The organism is Microbacterium schleiferi, assembly GCF_020781975.1.
Classification (GTDB): Bacteria; Actinomycetota; Actinomycetes; order Actinomycetales; family Microbacteriaceae; genus Microbacterium.
In genome coordinates this window covers 397,328-411,132 of the sequence record NZ_JAJGNI010000001.1, presented here as the reverse complement: position 1 = coordinate 411,132, position 13,805 = coordinate 397,328, and the positions used below count along the sequence as shown (strand labels likewise).

Here is a 13,805-nt window from a genome sequence, read left to right as displayed (position 1 = left end):
TGAGCGGGTGGGCTCAGTTCTTCATCCGCTCGTAGATCTCTTTGCACGTCGGGCACACCGGAAACTTCTCGGGGTCGCGCCCGGGGGTCCACTTTTTGCCGCAGAGCGCCTTGACCGGCTTGCCGGTCAGAGCCGACTCGAGGATCTTGTCCTTCTTGACGTAGTGCGAGAACCGCTCGTGGTCCCCGGGTTCGACGGTCTCTTCGCGAAGGAGCTCTTCGAGCTCGCGATCGAGGGTCGCAAGTCCGCCCTGGTCGGGGCTGTCCAGCGGAGTGCTCATGGACAGTCAGTGTAGTCCGGGCATCCGGCCGCGGCTCGGGTTCTCGCGGCTCGAATGCCGCAGGAACAGCCGTTTCAGGTGGGCCGTCAGGATGCCTCGGCGAACTCCATGATCCGCCCGGTTCGTCGGGTGAAGACCGCTGCCCCGATGGCGACGCCCAACACGAGCACGACAAGACCGGTAGCAACCCCCACCCACAGGGCAAGCGAGGCCGCCTCGATCGTGCGCGTGAGCGCGAGCCAGGTCCACCACAGGCTCGGTGCTGACACGGCGAGCGCGCCGATCATCACGAGGGCTTGGGGCACAGCTCCACTCGACCCGGTGCGCTGCGGCTGCTGGAACGGGCTCTCGCCCGGAGGTGTGACGGGGTAAGGCGACGCCGCCGAGGCGATACTCGACAGGCCGAGCCCCGAGAAGAACAGCGACGCGCACACGCCGACGATCGCCGGCGCGATCGCCCATCGCCCATGGAGGGCGACAGAGATCGGGATGCCGATGGCCAGCACGGGGATGGCGATGACCAGGATCGGAACGAGGCGCCCGACGCGGTCGGGCAAGCCCCGCAGGCCGCTCGCTACATGCATCCAGATCGCCGTCGAGTCGTACGCGAGATCGTTGTGGGGCAACCAGCCGAAGAAGAGCGCGACGAACAGGATCGGCACGAGCGCCGCGACGTTCGCGGGGACCCCCGCGATCAGGAGCGGCACGACAGTGGCCACCGCTGCGACGGGGATCACGAGTGTGTTCACGAGGTAGCGCCTGTCGCGCAGCCAATACACCAGGCTCCGAGCTGCGACGGCTCCCCCGGGGGTCCCCGGGACGACGCTGAACCAACCGAGTCCGCCCCGCTCGCGCGTGGTCAGGGGCTTTTCGATGCTCGAGAGGAAGTGACGCACCAGCGCGAGCCACGCAAACCCCAGCGCGACAACGGTTGCCAGAGCGATGATCAGGGCGAGAACGCCGGATGCGTCGCCCCGCGTGAACAACAGTGGGAACGCCCACGCAGCGCCGATGGGAGTGAAGCTCAGGATGTCGACGACCTGCTGCAACGGGCCAGGAACGGTGCCGCGCCAATCGAGGGACGCCAGGAAGACGCCCACCGGGACGACGATGACCAGTACCGCGACCAGAAGAAGGCCGGAAAGTTCTCGCGAGCGGCGATCACCGAAGATGATGCCGGCAACCCCGAGCGCGACGCGGGCAAACAGTACGCACGTCGCCACCCCAATCACAACGGCGATGATCGCCGCACCGACGGTGGCTCCGGCGGCGACCCAGACAACAGCCGCACACACCGCGAGGGCGGCCAGGCCCAGGACGGGGACGCTGAACAGCCCCGCGAGCGCGAGCGCTCCCGCGAGAGGCTCGGGAGCCAGGGCGAAGACACGGAATCGACGCGGATCGAGCGGATCGGTCACCGCGGAAACGATGGGCGCCACGGCGAAGGCGAGCGTGAGGGTCGCACCGCAGAAGATGGTGATGGCCCCGACAGCTGCGGTCGAGGACTCTTGTACGCGCAGCAGCGACCAGCAGGCGGCAACCGTCGCCGCCAGCAACAGCAGCGCACCGACGATTCCTCGCGTGACCTTCTGCGGATCTCCCCGGAAAGCACCCAGCAGCAGCGCGATCCTCAGTCGGAGAACGTGTGCAACCACTCGAGGCCCTCCAGCTCGCCCGCCCCGCCGACGAGTTCGACGAACCGCTCTTCCAAGCTGACCTCGCCACGCACCTCGTCGATCGTGCCCTCTGCCACCAGGGAACCGGCGACGATCACGGCGACGCGCGAGCACACCCGCTCGACGAGCTCCATCCCGTGGCTGGAGAGGATCACTGTCCCGCCGTGCGCGACGTACGCCTGCAAGATGTCGAGAATCGCCGCGCTCGAGACCGGATCGACGGCTTCGAACGGTTCGTCGAGCACCAGGACGCGGGGCGAGTGGATGAGAGCACCGGCGAGCATGATCTTCTTGGACATGCCCGCCGAGTAATCCGACACGACCCGGCCGAGCGACTCTGTCAGATCGAACGCGCGGGCAAGGTCGATGGTGCGCCGCTCGACCTCGGCCGGCGGGAGGCCCCGCAGTGCGCCGTAGTAGTAGAGCAGCTGGCGGCCGGTCAGCCGGTCGAAGGTGCGGAACCGGTCAGGAAGCACACCCATGAGGCGCTTGGCTGCGACGGGCTTGGCCGCGGCATCCACGCCCGCGATCGTGATGTCGCCCGAATCGGCGCGGAGCAGGCCCGCGATGATCGACAGGGTCGTCGTTTTTCCCGCCCCGTTGGGCCCCACGATCCCATAGAAGCTGCCGACGGGGACCTCGAGGCTGATCCCGTCCAGCGCCTGCAGATCTCCGAATGACTTCCGGATGCCGCGCAGCACCAGCGCCGCATCGTCTGCTTCGACGGGCACAAGGTCTGTCGACCCGGTGATCGTGGCTACTGCCTGCTCGGCAGCATCCACGGGGTCATCCGCCACAGCGTCATCTTCCGGGGCGGGCTCGTCTGCTGGGGCAGGCTCGTCTTGTTCCAGGGCTGCCTCGTCGGCGTCCGAACTGGAAATCTGGTCGACCTCATCCCGGGTCTCGCTCGCTGCGATGGATTCCAGCGCAGCCTCGAGCGCAGGATCGACCGGCGTGCCATCGACCGCGGCGTCCTCGGGCGCAGGGGGCGGCGTGCCCTCCGACTCAGAGGGTTTCGGTGCTGCGGCGGGGCGCTTCCGCGCAGTCGCGGGTCGCTGCGCCGCAGGGCGCCGTGGCGCGCGGGGACTGGAGCCCGACGTCTTCGAAGCGGGTGCGCGTGAACTGGAGGTCTTTCGCGGGGCGCGTGGCGCGCGCGGCGACGCGGGCTTCTTCGCGGATCCCTCCCCCGGGGTCTCGCCGGACTCGCCGGAGGACTCGTCGGGAAGATCCGTCGCCTCAGTCACCGCTCCAAACTATCAATCGACCTCCGCCTCAGCCCCCCGATGACACTCGATGCCAGGCGGATGCCCAGCCGGAGCGCTTAAGATCGCCCCATGGCCGACAAGGTCCATCAGATCCATTCGCTACCGGATGACGCCCCCTGGTCAGGTGGGCTCCCTCCGGAAGGGTCGGACGAGCACCCGATGTTCATCCGAGCGCTCGATCGCGTGCTGGCAATTCAGCGGCCCGTTGTTCTGGCTCATTTGCGCAGCATCCGCCTTCGCCAACCGAACGCGACCTCCGCGCAGATCATCCGCACTCTTGAGCGCCGGTACCTGGCCGCCGTGACCACCGGAGGCGCGGCGGTGGGGGCCACGGCTGTGGTTCCGGGCATCGGTACCGGCGTCACTCTCGCCCTCAGCGGGGTCGAGACCATCGGGTTCCTCGAGGCGACCACCCTCTTCGCGCAGTCAGTTGCGGAAGTGCACGGCATCCCGGTGTCCGATCCCAACCGCGCCCGTGCGCTCGTGCTGACACTGATGCTCGGCCAGGAAGGCGTCGACCTCGTCTCGCAGTTGGCGAACCAGGCGACCGGTCGCGGACCGACGCGCTCGACCTACTGGGGCGAGATGGTCACCAAGACGATCCCGAAGGCAGCGATGGGGCCGATCGTCGATCGCCTCAAGACCACCTTCGTCCGCCAGTTCGCCGCCCGGGGCGGAGCGTCCTGGATTGGCAAGGCTCTCCCGTTCGGCATCGGCGCGGCAATCGGCGGCGCCGGCAACCACATTCTCGGCCGGCGGGTCCTCACGGGATCCCGCCGAGCCTTCGGTATTCCGCCGCAAGCGTTACCCCCAGAAACCGAGCCGCTGCCGGGCGCCCGCCGTATCGAGCACTCGGCAGTTTCGGTCGTGCGCCGCGCCGGTTCTGCGGTGAGCACAGGCGTGGGGCGGGGCGCGAGCGCGATCGGCAGCAGTGTCTCGAAAGGAACGACAGCTATCGGCGGTGCAGCTCGAAGCATCACGCGTCGTCCCCGGAAAGACGAAGACGCACAAGCGACCGACGCCGCCCCGGAGTAGTCTGGGGCGGCGTCGGTCGGGCTCGCCAGGTCTGACGTGACCGAGCCTTAGGCCGTGCTCACGAACCGAGCTGTCCGAGCGTCACGTCCACCGTGCGGGTCTGACCGTCGCGAACGAAAGTCACTGTCGCGTCGCTTCCGGCCGCTGCAGCACGCACCTGGGCGGTGAGATCGGTCGCGTCCGAAATCGGCACACCGTTGAAGCCCGTCACGATGTCGCCGGCCTGCAGGCCGCCGCGCTGGGCCGCGCCACCGTCGGTCACGTCGGCGACGTAGGCACCGGTGATGGTGGAGCCCTGAATCATCGCGGCGTTCTGCACGCTCGCACCGAGCAGTCCGTGCGTTGCCGAACCGGTGTCGATGATCTCTTGCGTCACACGCTCGACGACGTTCGAGGGGATCGAGAAGCCGACGCCGATGGAGCCGGCCTGGCCCGAGGATCCGCCCGCGGAAGCGATCGCAACGTTGATGCCGATGAGCTTGCCGTCGGAATCGACCAGGGCGCCACCCGAGTTTCCGGGGTTGATGGCGGCATCCGTCTGAATCACCGCGATCGAAATCGTCTCGTTCGATCCCGTGCTGCCCTGGCGGCCCTGACCGAAGTCGAAGTAGAACGGCCCCTCGCCGCCCTGATCCTCGGAGTTGGGGTCGCTCTGGTCGGTGTCGGGCGCAGCAGCCGAGGAGATCTGGATCGAGCGGTTGAGTGCGCTCACGATACCCGTGGTCACCGTGTTCGACAGCCCCAGCGGAGCACCGATCGCGACGGTCTGGTCACCAACGTTCAGATTCGAGGAGTCGGCGAAATCAATCGGCGTCAGATCCTCGGCGCCCACGAGCTTGATGACGGCGAGGTCGTAGATGGGGTCGGTGCCGACGACGTCAGCATCGTAGACGCGCCCGTCTGACGTGGTGACGCGAACCGTCGCGTCTGCCGTCGCGCCGTCAAGGGTGACGACGTGCGTGTTCGTGACGACGTAGCCGTCAGAGGTCAGGACGACCCCGGAGCCCGTTCCGCCGCCGCTGGAGGAGCTGGCCTCGATGGTGACAACGCTCGGAAGCACCTTGGCCGCGATCCCGGTCGTCTGCGTCACAGAGGACGTGTCGTTCACCGTGACACTTGCAGGTCCGGATGCTGTCGTCACGGTGTCGGGAGCAAACAGCGAAACGCCGGCGTAGGCACCCCCCAGGCCGGCGGCACCGCCCACGAGGGCGGCGGCGATGATGATCCCGGCAACCTTGCCCGCGCCGACCTTTGCGCGCGGCGCCGCCGTCGTGGCGGGAGCGAAGGCGTAGTTCGGGGCAGCTGCAGGGGAAGTGTAGGGAGCCTGCGCGTAGGGGGACTGCGGGTGGTGGGTTCCAGCCGCGGGGGGAGCCCACGTCGGTGAGGCACTCGCAGCCGGGGACACCCCGGGGGTCGGCGGCAGCGGTTCCGTCGGCTGTGTGGACTGCGTCGACTCAACCGGTGTGGCGGCGGGGGCGGTCGCGTGCGCGGAGGCGTCAGCGCCCTGCGCGGCTTCCCTGTTCGCGGTCTCGGCGGCGCCCTGCGGGTCGACGGAATCTGCGGTGTTCTCGGTGCTCATGGATGCTCCTTCCAAGCACCATCAACGGTGCCGCCGGATGCTGTGTGAATCCTATGGCTCAGTCGGGAGCGAACTATGCAGTCGTGATGCTCTCGTTCGACGCCGCCCCGCGACACCGGTCACGGGCGCGGGATCACGTCGAACCGCCGCAGCCGAAGCGCCGGATTGACGCGCCGCACGCGATCTATGACATCCGGATCCACGTAGCCCACAGCGACATCCGTACCTGTGCCGACACCCGCGATCGCCACACCTTGGGGGTCGAGCACGACCGAGGCCCCGACCCCGAGCGGTGGCGGATGGTCGGCAGCCGCAACGAACACCGTGTTCTCGATCGCGCGGGCCGCCAACAGCGTCTGCCATTGGAACTCTTTGAGCGGACCTCGCACCCAGGCTGCGGGGACGACCATCCCCTCCGCCCCGGCATCCACCAGGGTTCGGGCGACCTCCGGAAACCGCAGGTCGTAACAGGTCATGAGACCCCAGCGCAGTCCGCCCACGTCGAAAGTCTGGGGTGGCACGAGCTCGCCGGCCTCGACCCAATCAGACTCCCGCTGCCCGAACGCATCGTAGAGATGAAGCTTGCGGTACACAGCGAGAACTCCCTCAGAGCCCACCGCAACTACCGCGTTGCGCACCTTCGCGGGGTTGGTCGCCGTTTCGATGAGTCCTGCCACGACCACCGTGCCGGTTCGCTGCGCTGACTGCTGAAGAGCCGCGATGAACGGTCCATCCACGGGCTGCGCGTGCCGGGCGAGCGTCTGGTCGAACGGGTCGACGAAGTAGCTGGAGTACTCGGGGAACACGACGAGGCTCGCACCGCGGTCAGCTGCCACATCGACCATTCGATCGATCTGACGCGCATTGGCCTCGCTGTCGGCAGACGGCGCGAACTGCGCAATTGCCACGGGGACTGCCGGTGCCGGCATCCGGGTCATGAGCGGTCCGCCTTTCGAGAATGGTGCCTGCGCAGATACCCCGGCACGACGAGCCACAGGATGACGACGGCGGCACCGAGGGCGGCCGCTGCGATCCAGGCCGGGTCGAAACCGAGCACGACGTCGAACACGAAAGCCACGACACCCACGAGAAGGAGACCGACGGTCCCCAGGGCACCGACGAGCGCGCGGTGTCCGAAGATCACGACGTCGGGCTTGGCGAGCCTGCGGAACAGGCTGCGGTGCATCGCGACCGGCGCCAACGCGATGATCGCGCTCAGAGCCGCGAGCACCAGAAGGACGAGGTAGAAGGCGCGTTGCGGATCGGTGAGGTCACCGAATGCCGGCTGGAATGCGACGGCGAGGAGAAATCCCGTGAGGATCTGCGTGCCGGTCTGGAGCACGCGCAACTCCTGGAGCACATCATCCCAGTTGCGGTCGGCGCGCTCACTGGGCGTCTCGGATCGCCCGTCGGGCCCGGCGTCGGCGCCGGGCGCCGTCCGTAGGTCGCCTCGGGATGTCGTCATGCGGCCATCCTCCCCGGCCGGCATGAGTCGAGGCAACCGGGGCCCCACCTCGCTAACCCAAAGATGCGAGGCCGTGGGAACCGTGCTAAGGTTGATCCTTGTGCCGCGGGGTGGAGCAGTTCGGTAGCTCGCTGGGCTCATAACCCAGAGGTCGTAGGTTCAAATCCTGCCCCCGCAACCAAGAGAAGGTCCCGGATCGACAAGATCCGGGACCTTCTGCATTGCCAGAGACCCCCACCGCAGTGAGCTCAGGCGGGGTCGATCGCCTGGCTCACATCGGTCAAATACCGGCCGATGAGCCTCAGCTCATCCTCCGTGTACGGCTCGGTCACCCGACGCATCTGCTCGAGGTGCTCGGAGAAGTGTTTGAAGAAGGTCGCCCGCGAGTGCGCCGTCAACGTCAGGATGCGTGCACGGCGATCCCTCGGATGCGGGTGGCGCTCGATATAGCCGGCTCCCTCAAGTCGGTCCAGCAGTTTCGTCGTCGATGCCGTCGATATCCGCAGGTGCTTCGCGATGTCGTGCGGACTGACGGACTCGCCCCGCTGCTCTCGCACGATCATCATGCGCAGGGCCGCGAGATCCGTCGCGTTCATGTCCATGTCGTCTTTCATGCCGCCGTTCATGCGGTCCATGGCATCATTGAGCGCACGGATGCTCAGCAGAACGTCCAGCACAGCCTGCTGGTGTGGAGTCTGCGGAACCCACGGCGTGGTCATGATGGACACCCCTTTCCACTCCTTGTTATCATCGGACGGGAGATATTGCTAGCTAAGCTAGCGATATAGGAGGAGGAATAATGACGGATGGCGACCATGTGGTGTTGCTGGATGACGATGGCAACCCGGTAGGCACCGCCCCGAAGAGCAGTGTGCATGGCACCGAAACCGCACTCCATCTCGCTTTCTCGTGCCACGTCCTCAACGCCGAGGGGCAGGTGCTCGTTACCCGACGAGCACTCGACAAGAAAACCTGGCCCGGCGTCTGGACCAATTCCTTCTGCGGTCACCCGAGGCCCGCAGAGCCACTCCTGTCGGCAGTGCAGCGACGCGGTGAGTTCGAGCTCGGCATCCACCTGACCGACATCGAGCTCGCGCTTCCGCTTTTCCGCTACCGCGCCGTCGACGCAGGCGGAATCGTCGAGAACGAGATCTGCCCGGTCTACATCGCACGCACCGATGACGAGGTCGCTCCGAATCCCCTCGAAGTCGTCGAAGCCCGCTGGGTAGACCCCGAAGAGCTCGGCTCGTCGCTGGCAACCACGCCCTGGGCCTTCAGCCCCTGGCTTGTGCTGCAGTCCCAGCAACTCGGCATCTTCGAATCCCCGCAACTGCAGCGACGAGCCTCATGATCCCAGACGCCGCCCGATTCGCCGTCGACACCGCGATCGACGAGGCACTGGCGCGACTGGCAGCCCGGGCGACGAAACAGGGAGAGTCGATGTCGGCGCTCACCGCCGCGGTGAGCGCCGCGACAGCCGGCGGAAAGCGACTGAGACCACAGCTGGTCGTGGCATCCTTTCTCGCCGTCGGCGGTGACCTCGAGCGTGCCCCCGGCCTGTCGTCTGTGGCCGCAGCATTCGAGTTGCTACATAGCGCGTTCGTCATCCACGACGATGTCATCGACCACGACGTGACCAGGCGCGGCGTGCCCAACGTGGCGGGCCGTTTCCGCATCAGAGCAAAAACCCAGGGCGCAGATGCGAAAGGCGCGGCGCTGCTGGGGGATGCGGCCGCAATTCTCGCCGGTGACCTCCTTCTCCACGAGGCGACCCGGATGGTCGCGCTTGCCGACGTGCCCGACATGCAACGCACACGACTGCTCGACCTCCTGGACGATGCCGTCTTCGTCTCGGCGGCTGGTGAACTCGCCGACGTCGAAAACAGCGTGACGCCCGATCTCGCGGAACAGGCAGAGATCCTCGCCGCCACTTACAACAAGACAGCGGTGTACTCGTTCACCGCGCCGCTCTGCGCGGGCGCGATTCTGGCCGGCGCGCCCTCGACGTGGATAGCCGACCTTGAACGCATCGGCGGCTCACTCGGTCTCGCGTTTCAGCTTGTGGACGATCTCATCGGCGCGTTCGGCACGGCAGAGCAAGCTGGCAAGGATGCCGGAAGCGACCTGCGCGAGTCCAAGCGCACGCCTCTCATTGCGCTAGCCCGCGAGAGCGCGCAGTGGCCGCTGGTCACCAGCACCCTCGCCGTGGCACACACCGGACCGATCGCGGTCCGCCACGCCCAGTCAGCGCTCGAAGCCAGCGGCGCCCGTGAGCGGCTTCATCAACTCATTGTCGAGAACCTGTCGGATGTGCGCCGACGCGCCTCCCGTTCGACTCTCCCTCCCCGCGCGGTGACCTTGGCAGATACGCTCGCTGCGGCAGTGGAGGAGCGCATTCCGTGAGTCATCAGCCGACGGGCATCGCCCTGTACGACACGGCAGCCGACGAGGCTGCGGCAGCCGTGATCGCGGCATACTCGACCTCGTTCGGCATGGCTACGCGCCTGCTCGGGTCCCGAGCCCGCACACACGTGCGCAACATCTACGCCCTCGTCCGCGTCGCCGATGAGATCGTCGACGGCCCCGCCGTCGAGGCCGGCTTGGATGCCACGCAAGCCGCTGCCCTCCTCGACGCGCTGCAAGAAGAGACGATGACAGCGATCGGTCGCGGCTTCAGCAGCAACCTCATCGTGCACGCCTTTGCGCGAACAGCCCGCGAATGTCTCATCGGAGCAGACCTCACCGATCCGTTCTTCGCCTCGATGCGAACCGACCTCACGGTTGCCTCACACGACGACGCCTCCCACGACTCGTACGTCTACGGATCGGCCGAAGTCGTGGGGCTCATGTGTCTGCAGGTGTTCGTCAACGCCGGCCAAGCTTCCCCTTCGGGCCCCACTCCCGAACTGGTCGACGGAGCCCGGCGCCTCGGCGCTGCCTTTCAAGACGTGAACTTCCTACGCGATCTCGACCACGACGAGGCCGCGCTCGGACGCGACTACCTCGGAATCACGACCGGCGCCCACGACCGGGTCGCAATCCTCGACCGCATCGATGGGGATCTGGCCGCGGCAGCAGCCGTCATCCCCCATCTGCCCCCGGATTGCCGCCGAGCCGTGACCGCAGCGCACGACCTGTTCGCCGAGCTCTCGAGACGGCTCCGCGCCGACCCCGCACCGACCGCACGGGTGCGGGTGCCCAATATCGTCAAGGCCGGACTCATCGCCCGCGCCCTCGTCGGAGTAGCACCACGCCGAACCAGCCCGTGAGCGCGGCCTTCCCGGTCACGTCGCCCCTGAATCCGCCCGCCCGAGGAATGAGGACTCCGCATGAGCGAAACAGCTAGCGCACGACCCGCAGCCCCCCGAACGGATGCCGACCGCGCGGTCGTCATCGGGGGTGGCATCGCCGGCCTGGCAACCGCAGCCCTCCTCGCGCGCGAGGGGTGGGCGGTGAGTTTGTTCGAGGCTCGCGATCAGGTCGGAGGCCGCGCCGGCGTCTGGGAGGCTGACGGATTCCGCTTCGACACCGGGCCCAGCTGGTACCTCATGCCCGAAGTGTTCGACCACTTCTTCCGGCTGATGGGCACGACCACCGCCGAACAGCTCAACCTCGTGCGCCTTGACCCGGCCTACCGCGTCTACAGCGAGCCGCCGGCCGGCACCGCAAGCGATCCGATCGACATCCGCTCGGGTCGGGAGCTTTCCACCCAGCTGTTCGAGAGCATCGAACCGGGTGCGGGTGCTGCCCTTGCCGAGTACCTCGACTCGGCGAAGGATGCCTACGATCTGGCGGTCACCCGGTTTCTGTACGACACGTATGAGACGACGGCGGGTCTTCGCGACCCGGCGCTGCTGCGCCGCGTGCCGCAGCTCGCTCCGCTCCTGACCACGACGCTCTCACGTCACGTCGAACGCCGCTTCAGCGATAAGCGCCTCCAGCAGGTCCTCGGGTATCCCGCAGTGTTCCTCGGCGGGTCTCCGTACGGAGTGCCGAGCCTTTATCACCTCATGAGCCACCTCGACCTCGCGGACGGCGTGCTCTACCCGCAGGGAGGGCTCTATGAGGTCATCCGTGCCGTCGAGCGAGTCGCGCGAGGGGCAGGCGTGTCCATCGAAACGGGTGCCGAGGTCACCTCGATCGTCACGACGCCCACCGCAGGCGGACGCGCGCAGGCGACCGGAATCACGCTTGCCGATGGACGCCGCGTGGATGCCGACCTCGTCGTCTCGTCGGCAGATCTGCACTTCACGGAAACCCAGCTGCTTCCCGAGCCGCTCCGCACCTACCCCGAGCAGTGGTGGGAGAAGCGCACTCCCAGTCCCGGTGCACTCCTCCTGCTGTTGGGAGTCGAGGGCGACCTTCCGCAGCTCGCCCACCACACGCTGTTGTTCACCGAAGACTGGCGCTCGAATTTCGATGACATCTTCGGGGAGCACACCCGCATCCCCGACCCGGCATCGATCTACGTCTGCAAGCCCTCCGCGACCGACCCGACAGTCGCCCCCGAGGGCAGCGAGAACCTCTTCGTCCTGGTTCCCATTCCCGCGGACCCGAGCCTCGGACACGGCGGTGTCGACCGCGGGGGTTCGCCGCGGATCGAAGCCGCCGCCGATCGTGTCATCGCACAGATCTCCCAGTGGTGCAACATCCCCGATCTTGCCGAACGGATCACGGTCCGGCGCACTATCGCACCGGGCGACTTCGAACACGGCTTCCACGCGTGGCGCGGTAACGCGTTGGGCCTTGCCCACACTCTGCGCCAGAGTGCGGTCTTCCGCCCGCGGAATGCATCCAAGAAGGTCGACTCCCTCGCTTACGCGGGGGCCTCGGCCCTGCCGGGGATCGGGCTGCCGATGTGTTTGATCTCAGCCGAGCTCGTCGTCAAGCGCCTCCGCGGTGACCGCTCCCCCGGGCCGATCGCTGAGCCGGCGGCTGTCTGAGATGCCGGGTCTGTATCTCCTGGCGATCCTGGTTTCTGCGGCGGGGATTGCGGTGATCGACGCGCGATGGCGGCTGGCAGCCTTCGCGGCGCCGGTACGGACGCTCGCGGCCGTCGGGATCGGAGTGATGTTCTTCCTCGCGTGGGATGCCGTCGGCATCCTCACCCGCGCGTTCATCAAGGGCGACAGCGGCCTGTTCATCGGGATTGATCTCGCACCCGAGCTTCCCCTGGAAGAGCCGTTCTTCCTCGCGTTCCTGTGTTACCTCGGGCTCGTGATCTATGCCGGTGCGCTCCGCTTTATCGACTCCCGCGCCACGCGGTCGAGCAAGGACAGGGCGGTGAACGAGCGATGACGTACGCACTCATCATCATTCCGTTCGCGCTGTTCACTCTTGTGGTGACGCTGCTGTCGGCGACCCAGCCCGGCATGAAACGGCGGATGCTGGCATCGACGATCAGCGCTGCTGTCCTCGTGGTCCTTACCGCAATCTTCGACAACGTGATCATCTCTGCCGGGCTGGTCGCCTATCCCGAGGGCACCTCGAGCGGCATCCGCATCGGGGTCGCACCGATCGAGGACTTCTCGTACGCGATCTGCGCTGCGTACCTCGTGCCTGCCGTCTACGTCCTGTTGCCCAAGGCTCGCGCGGGGGTCGACCGTGAACACCGCTGAACCGGCGCTCGGGCCCGGCAGAGTGATCCGCGAGCTCTTCGTCTCGTCGCGGCCGGTGAGCTGGATCAACACGGCCTATCCCTTCGCGGCGGCCTACCTCCTCACGACCCGCCAGGTCGACGCGACGTTCGTCATCGGCACCCTGTTCTTCCTCATCCCCTACAACCTGGCGATGTACGGGATCAACGACGTCTTCGACTACGAATCGGACCTTCGCAATCCACGCAAGGGCGGCGCGCACGGGGCAGTCCTCGATCGGCGGATGCATCCCATAACCCTGTGGGCTGCTGGGCTCTCGTGCGCCCCGTTCGTGGTCTACCTGGCCATCGTCGGGTCACCGCTGTCGTGGGTGATCCTCACGCTGAGCCTGTTCTTCGTGGTGTTCTACAGCGCTCCACCGCTGCGCCTGAAGGAGCGACCCTTCGCCGACTCGATCACCAGCAGCATCCACTTCTTCTCGCCCGCCGTCTACGGTCTCGTGCTCGCCGGAGCTACCTGGACGTGGCAGCTCGGACTCATCATCGTGGCTTTCGGCCTGTGGGGAGTCGCCTCACACGCCTTCGGTGCAGTGCAGGATGTCGTCGCCGATCGGGAGGCGGGGATTTCGTCGATCGCCACAGCCCGAGGTGCGCGATGGACGGTCTGGTTCGCTCTCGTCTGCTACGCCCTGTCGGGACTGGTCATGCTCGGCACGGCCTGGCCCGGCCCGCTGGCAGCGATCGCAGCAATCCCTTACCTCGTCGCAGTGTGGCCCTACCGGTCGATCCGTGACGCCGACGCCGAACGCGCAACCATCGGATGGCGCCGATTCCTGTGGATCAACCAGTTCGCCGGCTTCGTAGTGACGCTGCTGCTGATCTGGTGGTGGATCCTCACCGCCTGAGCGG

At 67.1% G+C, this 13,805-nt stretch carries 15 protein-coding genes and 1 tRNA gene; 9 read left to right on the top strand and 7 right to left on the bottom strand.

The genetic code is table 11. The annotated features are described in order from the left end of the window. Window positions 1-13: 13 nt before the first annotated feature. The 3 genes from LL236_RS02140 to LL236_RS02130 form a co-directional block, all read right to left on the bottom strand. On the bottom strand, window positions 14-280 hold the full coding sequence (locus LL236_RS02140) for a DUF3039 domain-containing protein (protein WP_228177136.1): 267 nt from the start codon (window positions 278-280) through the stop codon (window positions 14-16). Window positions 281-366: 86 nt separating this feature from the next. After that, window positions 367-1,935, bottom strand: a complete 1,569-nt coding sequence (locus LL236_RS02135; protein WP_228177135.1) for a hypothetical protein — start codon at window positions 1,933-1,935, stop codon at window positions 367-369. Then, entirely contained in the window at window positions 1,911-3,200 is a 1,290-nt protein-coding gene (locus tag LL236_RS02130) for an ABC transporter ATP-binding protein (protein ID WP_308017235.1), read from the bottom strand. The genes LL236_RS02135 and LL236_RS02130 overlap by 25 nt, the downstream gene beginning before the upstream one ends. A gap of 90 nt (window positions 3,201-3,290) precedes the next feature. Between LL236_RS02130 and LL236_RS02125 the strand changes: the two genes are divergently transcribed. Continuing rightward, window positions 3,291-4,256, top strand: coding sequence for a hypothetical protein (locus LL236_RS02125; RefSeq protein ID WP_228177134.1), 966 nt, complete (start codon window positions 3,291-3,293; stop codon window positions 4,254-4,256). 58 nt (window positions 4,257-4,314) lie between these two features. On the opposite strand, the gene LL236_RS02120 is transcribed toward LL236_RS02125, so the two are convergent. The 3 genes from LL236_RS02120 to LL236_RS02110 form a co-directional block, all read right to left on the bottom strand. Then, on the bottom strand, window positions 4,315-5,835 hold the full coding sequence (locus LL236_RS02120) for a trypsin-like peptidase domain-containing protein (protein ID WP_228177133.1): 1,521 nt from the start codon (window positions 5,833-5,835) through the stop codon (window positions 4,315-4,317). 119 nt (window positions 5,836-5,954) lie between these two features. Next, window positions 5,955-6,764 (bottom strand): carbon-nitrogen hydrolase family protein, encoded by an 810-nt coding sequence (locus LL236_RS02115; RefSeq protein ID WP_228177186.1) that lies wholly within the window; start codon window positions 6,762-6,764, stop codon window positions 5,955-5,957. Between the two features lie 5 nt (window positions 6,765-6,769). Beyond that, window positions 6,770-7,300, bottom strand: coding sequence for a DUF6328 family protein (locus tag LL236_RS02110; RefSeq protein WP_228177132.1), 531 nt, complete (start codon window positions 7,298-7,300; stop codon window positions 6,770-6,772). Between the two features lie 104 nt (window positions 7,301-7,404). On the opposite strand from LL236_RS02110, the gene LL236_RS02105 reads away from it, so the two are divergent. Then, window positions 7,405-7,481: transfer RNA gene (locus LL236_RS02105), tRNA-Met, on the top strand. A gap of 67 nt (window positions 7,482-7,548) precedes the next feature. On the opposite strand, the gene LL236_RS02100 is transcribed toward LL236_RS02105, so the two are convergent. Next, window positions 7,549-8,019, bottom strand: coding sequence for a MarR family winged helix-turn-helix transcriptional regulator (locus tag LL236_RS02100; protein WP_228177131.1), 471 nt, complete (start codon window positions 8,017-8,019; stop codon window positions 7,549-7,551). Between the two features lie 80 nt (window positions 8,020-8,099). Between LL236_RS02100 and idi the strand changes: the two genes are divergently transcribed. The 7 genes from idi to LL236_RS02065 are packed head-to-tail and all read left to right on the top strand — an operon-like array spanning window position 8,100 to window position 13,801. Further along, complete coding sequence (gene idi, locus LL236_RS02095) at window positions 8,100-8,651, top strand: isopentenyl-diphosphate Delta-isomerase (protein ID WP_228177130.1); 552 nt, start codon at window positions 8,100-8,102, stop codon at window positions 8,649-8,651. Then, window positions 8,648-9,703: a polyprenyl synthetase family protein gene (locus tag LL236_RS02090; protein WP_228177129.1), complete on the top strand. Its 1,056-nt coding sequence runs from the start codon at window positions 8,648-8,650 to the stop codon at window positions 9,701-9,703. Before idi ends, LL236_RS02090 begins: the two co-directional genes overlap by 4 nt. Beyond that, window positions 9,700-10,569 (top strand): phytoene/squalene synthase family protein, encoded by an 870-nt coding sequence (locus tag LL236_RS02085; RefSeq protein WP_228177128.1) that lies wholly within the window; start codon window positions 9,700-9,702, stop codon window positions 10,567-10,569. Before LL236_RS02090 ends, LL236_RS02085 begins: the two co-directional genes overlap by 4 nt. A 60-nt stretch (window positions 10,570-10,629) precedes the next feature. Beyond that, a complete protein-coding gene (crtI, locus tag LL236_RS02080) occupies window positions 10,630-12,243 on the top strand; it encodes a phytoene desaturase family protein (protein ID WP_228177127.1) in 1,614 nt (537 codons plus the stop codon). A gap of 1 nt (window position 12,244) precedes the next feature. Then, window positions 12,245-12,598 (top strand): lycopene cyclase domain-containing protein, encoded by a 354-nt coding sequence (locus LL236_RS02075; protein WP_228177126.1) that lies wholly within the window; start codon window positions 12,245-12,247, stop codon window positions 12,596-12,598. After that, on the top strand, window positions 12,595-12,918 hold the full coding sequence (locus tag LL236_RS02070; RefSeq protein WP_228177125.1) for a lycopene cyclase domain-containing protein: 324 nt from the start codon (window positions 12,595-12,597) through the stop codon (window positions 12,916-12,918). Before LL236_RS02075 ends, LL236_RS02070 begins: the two co-directional genes overlap by 4 nt. Beyond that, the gene (locus LL236_RS02065) at window positions 12,905-13,801 is read left to right on the top strand and encodes a prenyltransferase (RefSeq protein ID WP_228177124.1); all 897 of its coding nucleotides are present in this window, start codon (window positions 12,905-12,907) and stop codon (window positions 13,799-13,801) included. Before LL236_RS02070 ends, LL236_RS02065 begins: the two co-directional genes overlap by 14 nt. The last annotated feature ends 4 nt before the right edge of the window (window positions 13,802-13,805 follow it).

Excerpts from the sequence above, each read along its gene's own strand:
- LL236_RS02140 (WP_228177136.1), bottom strand. The coding sequence starts at position 280 with ATGAGCACTCCGCTGGACAGCCCCGACCAGGGCGGACTTGCGACCCTC.
- LL236_RS02125 (WP_228177134.1), top strand. The coding sequence starts at position 3,291 with ATGGCCGACAAGGTCCATCAGATCCATTCGCTACCGGATGACGCCCCC.
- LL236_RS02120 (WP_228177133.1), bottom strand. The coding sequence starts at position 5,835 with ATGAGCACCGAGAACACCGCAGATTCCGTCGACCCGCAGGGCGCCGCC.
- LL236_RS02115 (WP_228177186.1), bottom strand. The coding sequence starts at position 6,764 with ATGCCGGCACCGGCAGTCCCCGTGGCAATTGCGCAGTTCGCGCCGTCT.
- LL236_RS02110 (WP_228177132.1), bottom strand. The coding sequence starts at position 7,300 with ATGACGACATCCCGAGGCGACCTACGGACGGCGCCCGGCGCCGACGCC.
- LL236_RS02100 (WP_228177131.1), bottom strand. The coding sequence starts at position 8,019 with ATGACCACGCCGTGGGTTCCGCAGACTCCACACCAGCAGGCTGTGCTG.
- idi (WP_228177130.1), top strand. The coding sequence starts at position 8,100 with ATGACGGATGGCGACCATGTGGTGTTGCTGGATGACGATGGCAACCCG.
- LL236_RS02090 (WP_228177129.1), top strand. The coding sequence starts at position 8,648 with ATGATCCCAGACGCCGCCCGATTCGCCGTCGACACCGCGATCGACGAG.
- crtI (WP_228177127.1), top strand. The coding sequence starts at position 10,630 with ATGAGCGAAACAGCTAGCGCACGACCCGCAGCCCCCCGAACGGATGCC.
- LL236_RS02075 (WP_228177126.1), top strand. The coding sequence starts at position 12,245 with ATGCCGGGTCTGTATCTCCTGGCGATCCTGGTTTCTGCGGCGGGGATT.
- LL236_RS02070 (WP_228177125.1), top strand. The coding sequence starts at position 12,595 with ATGACGTACGCACTCATCATCATTCCGTTCGCGCTGTTCACTCTTGTG.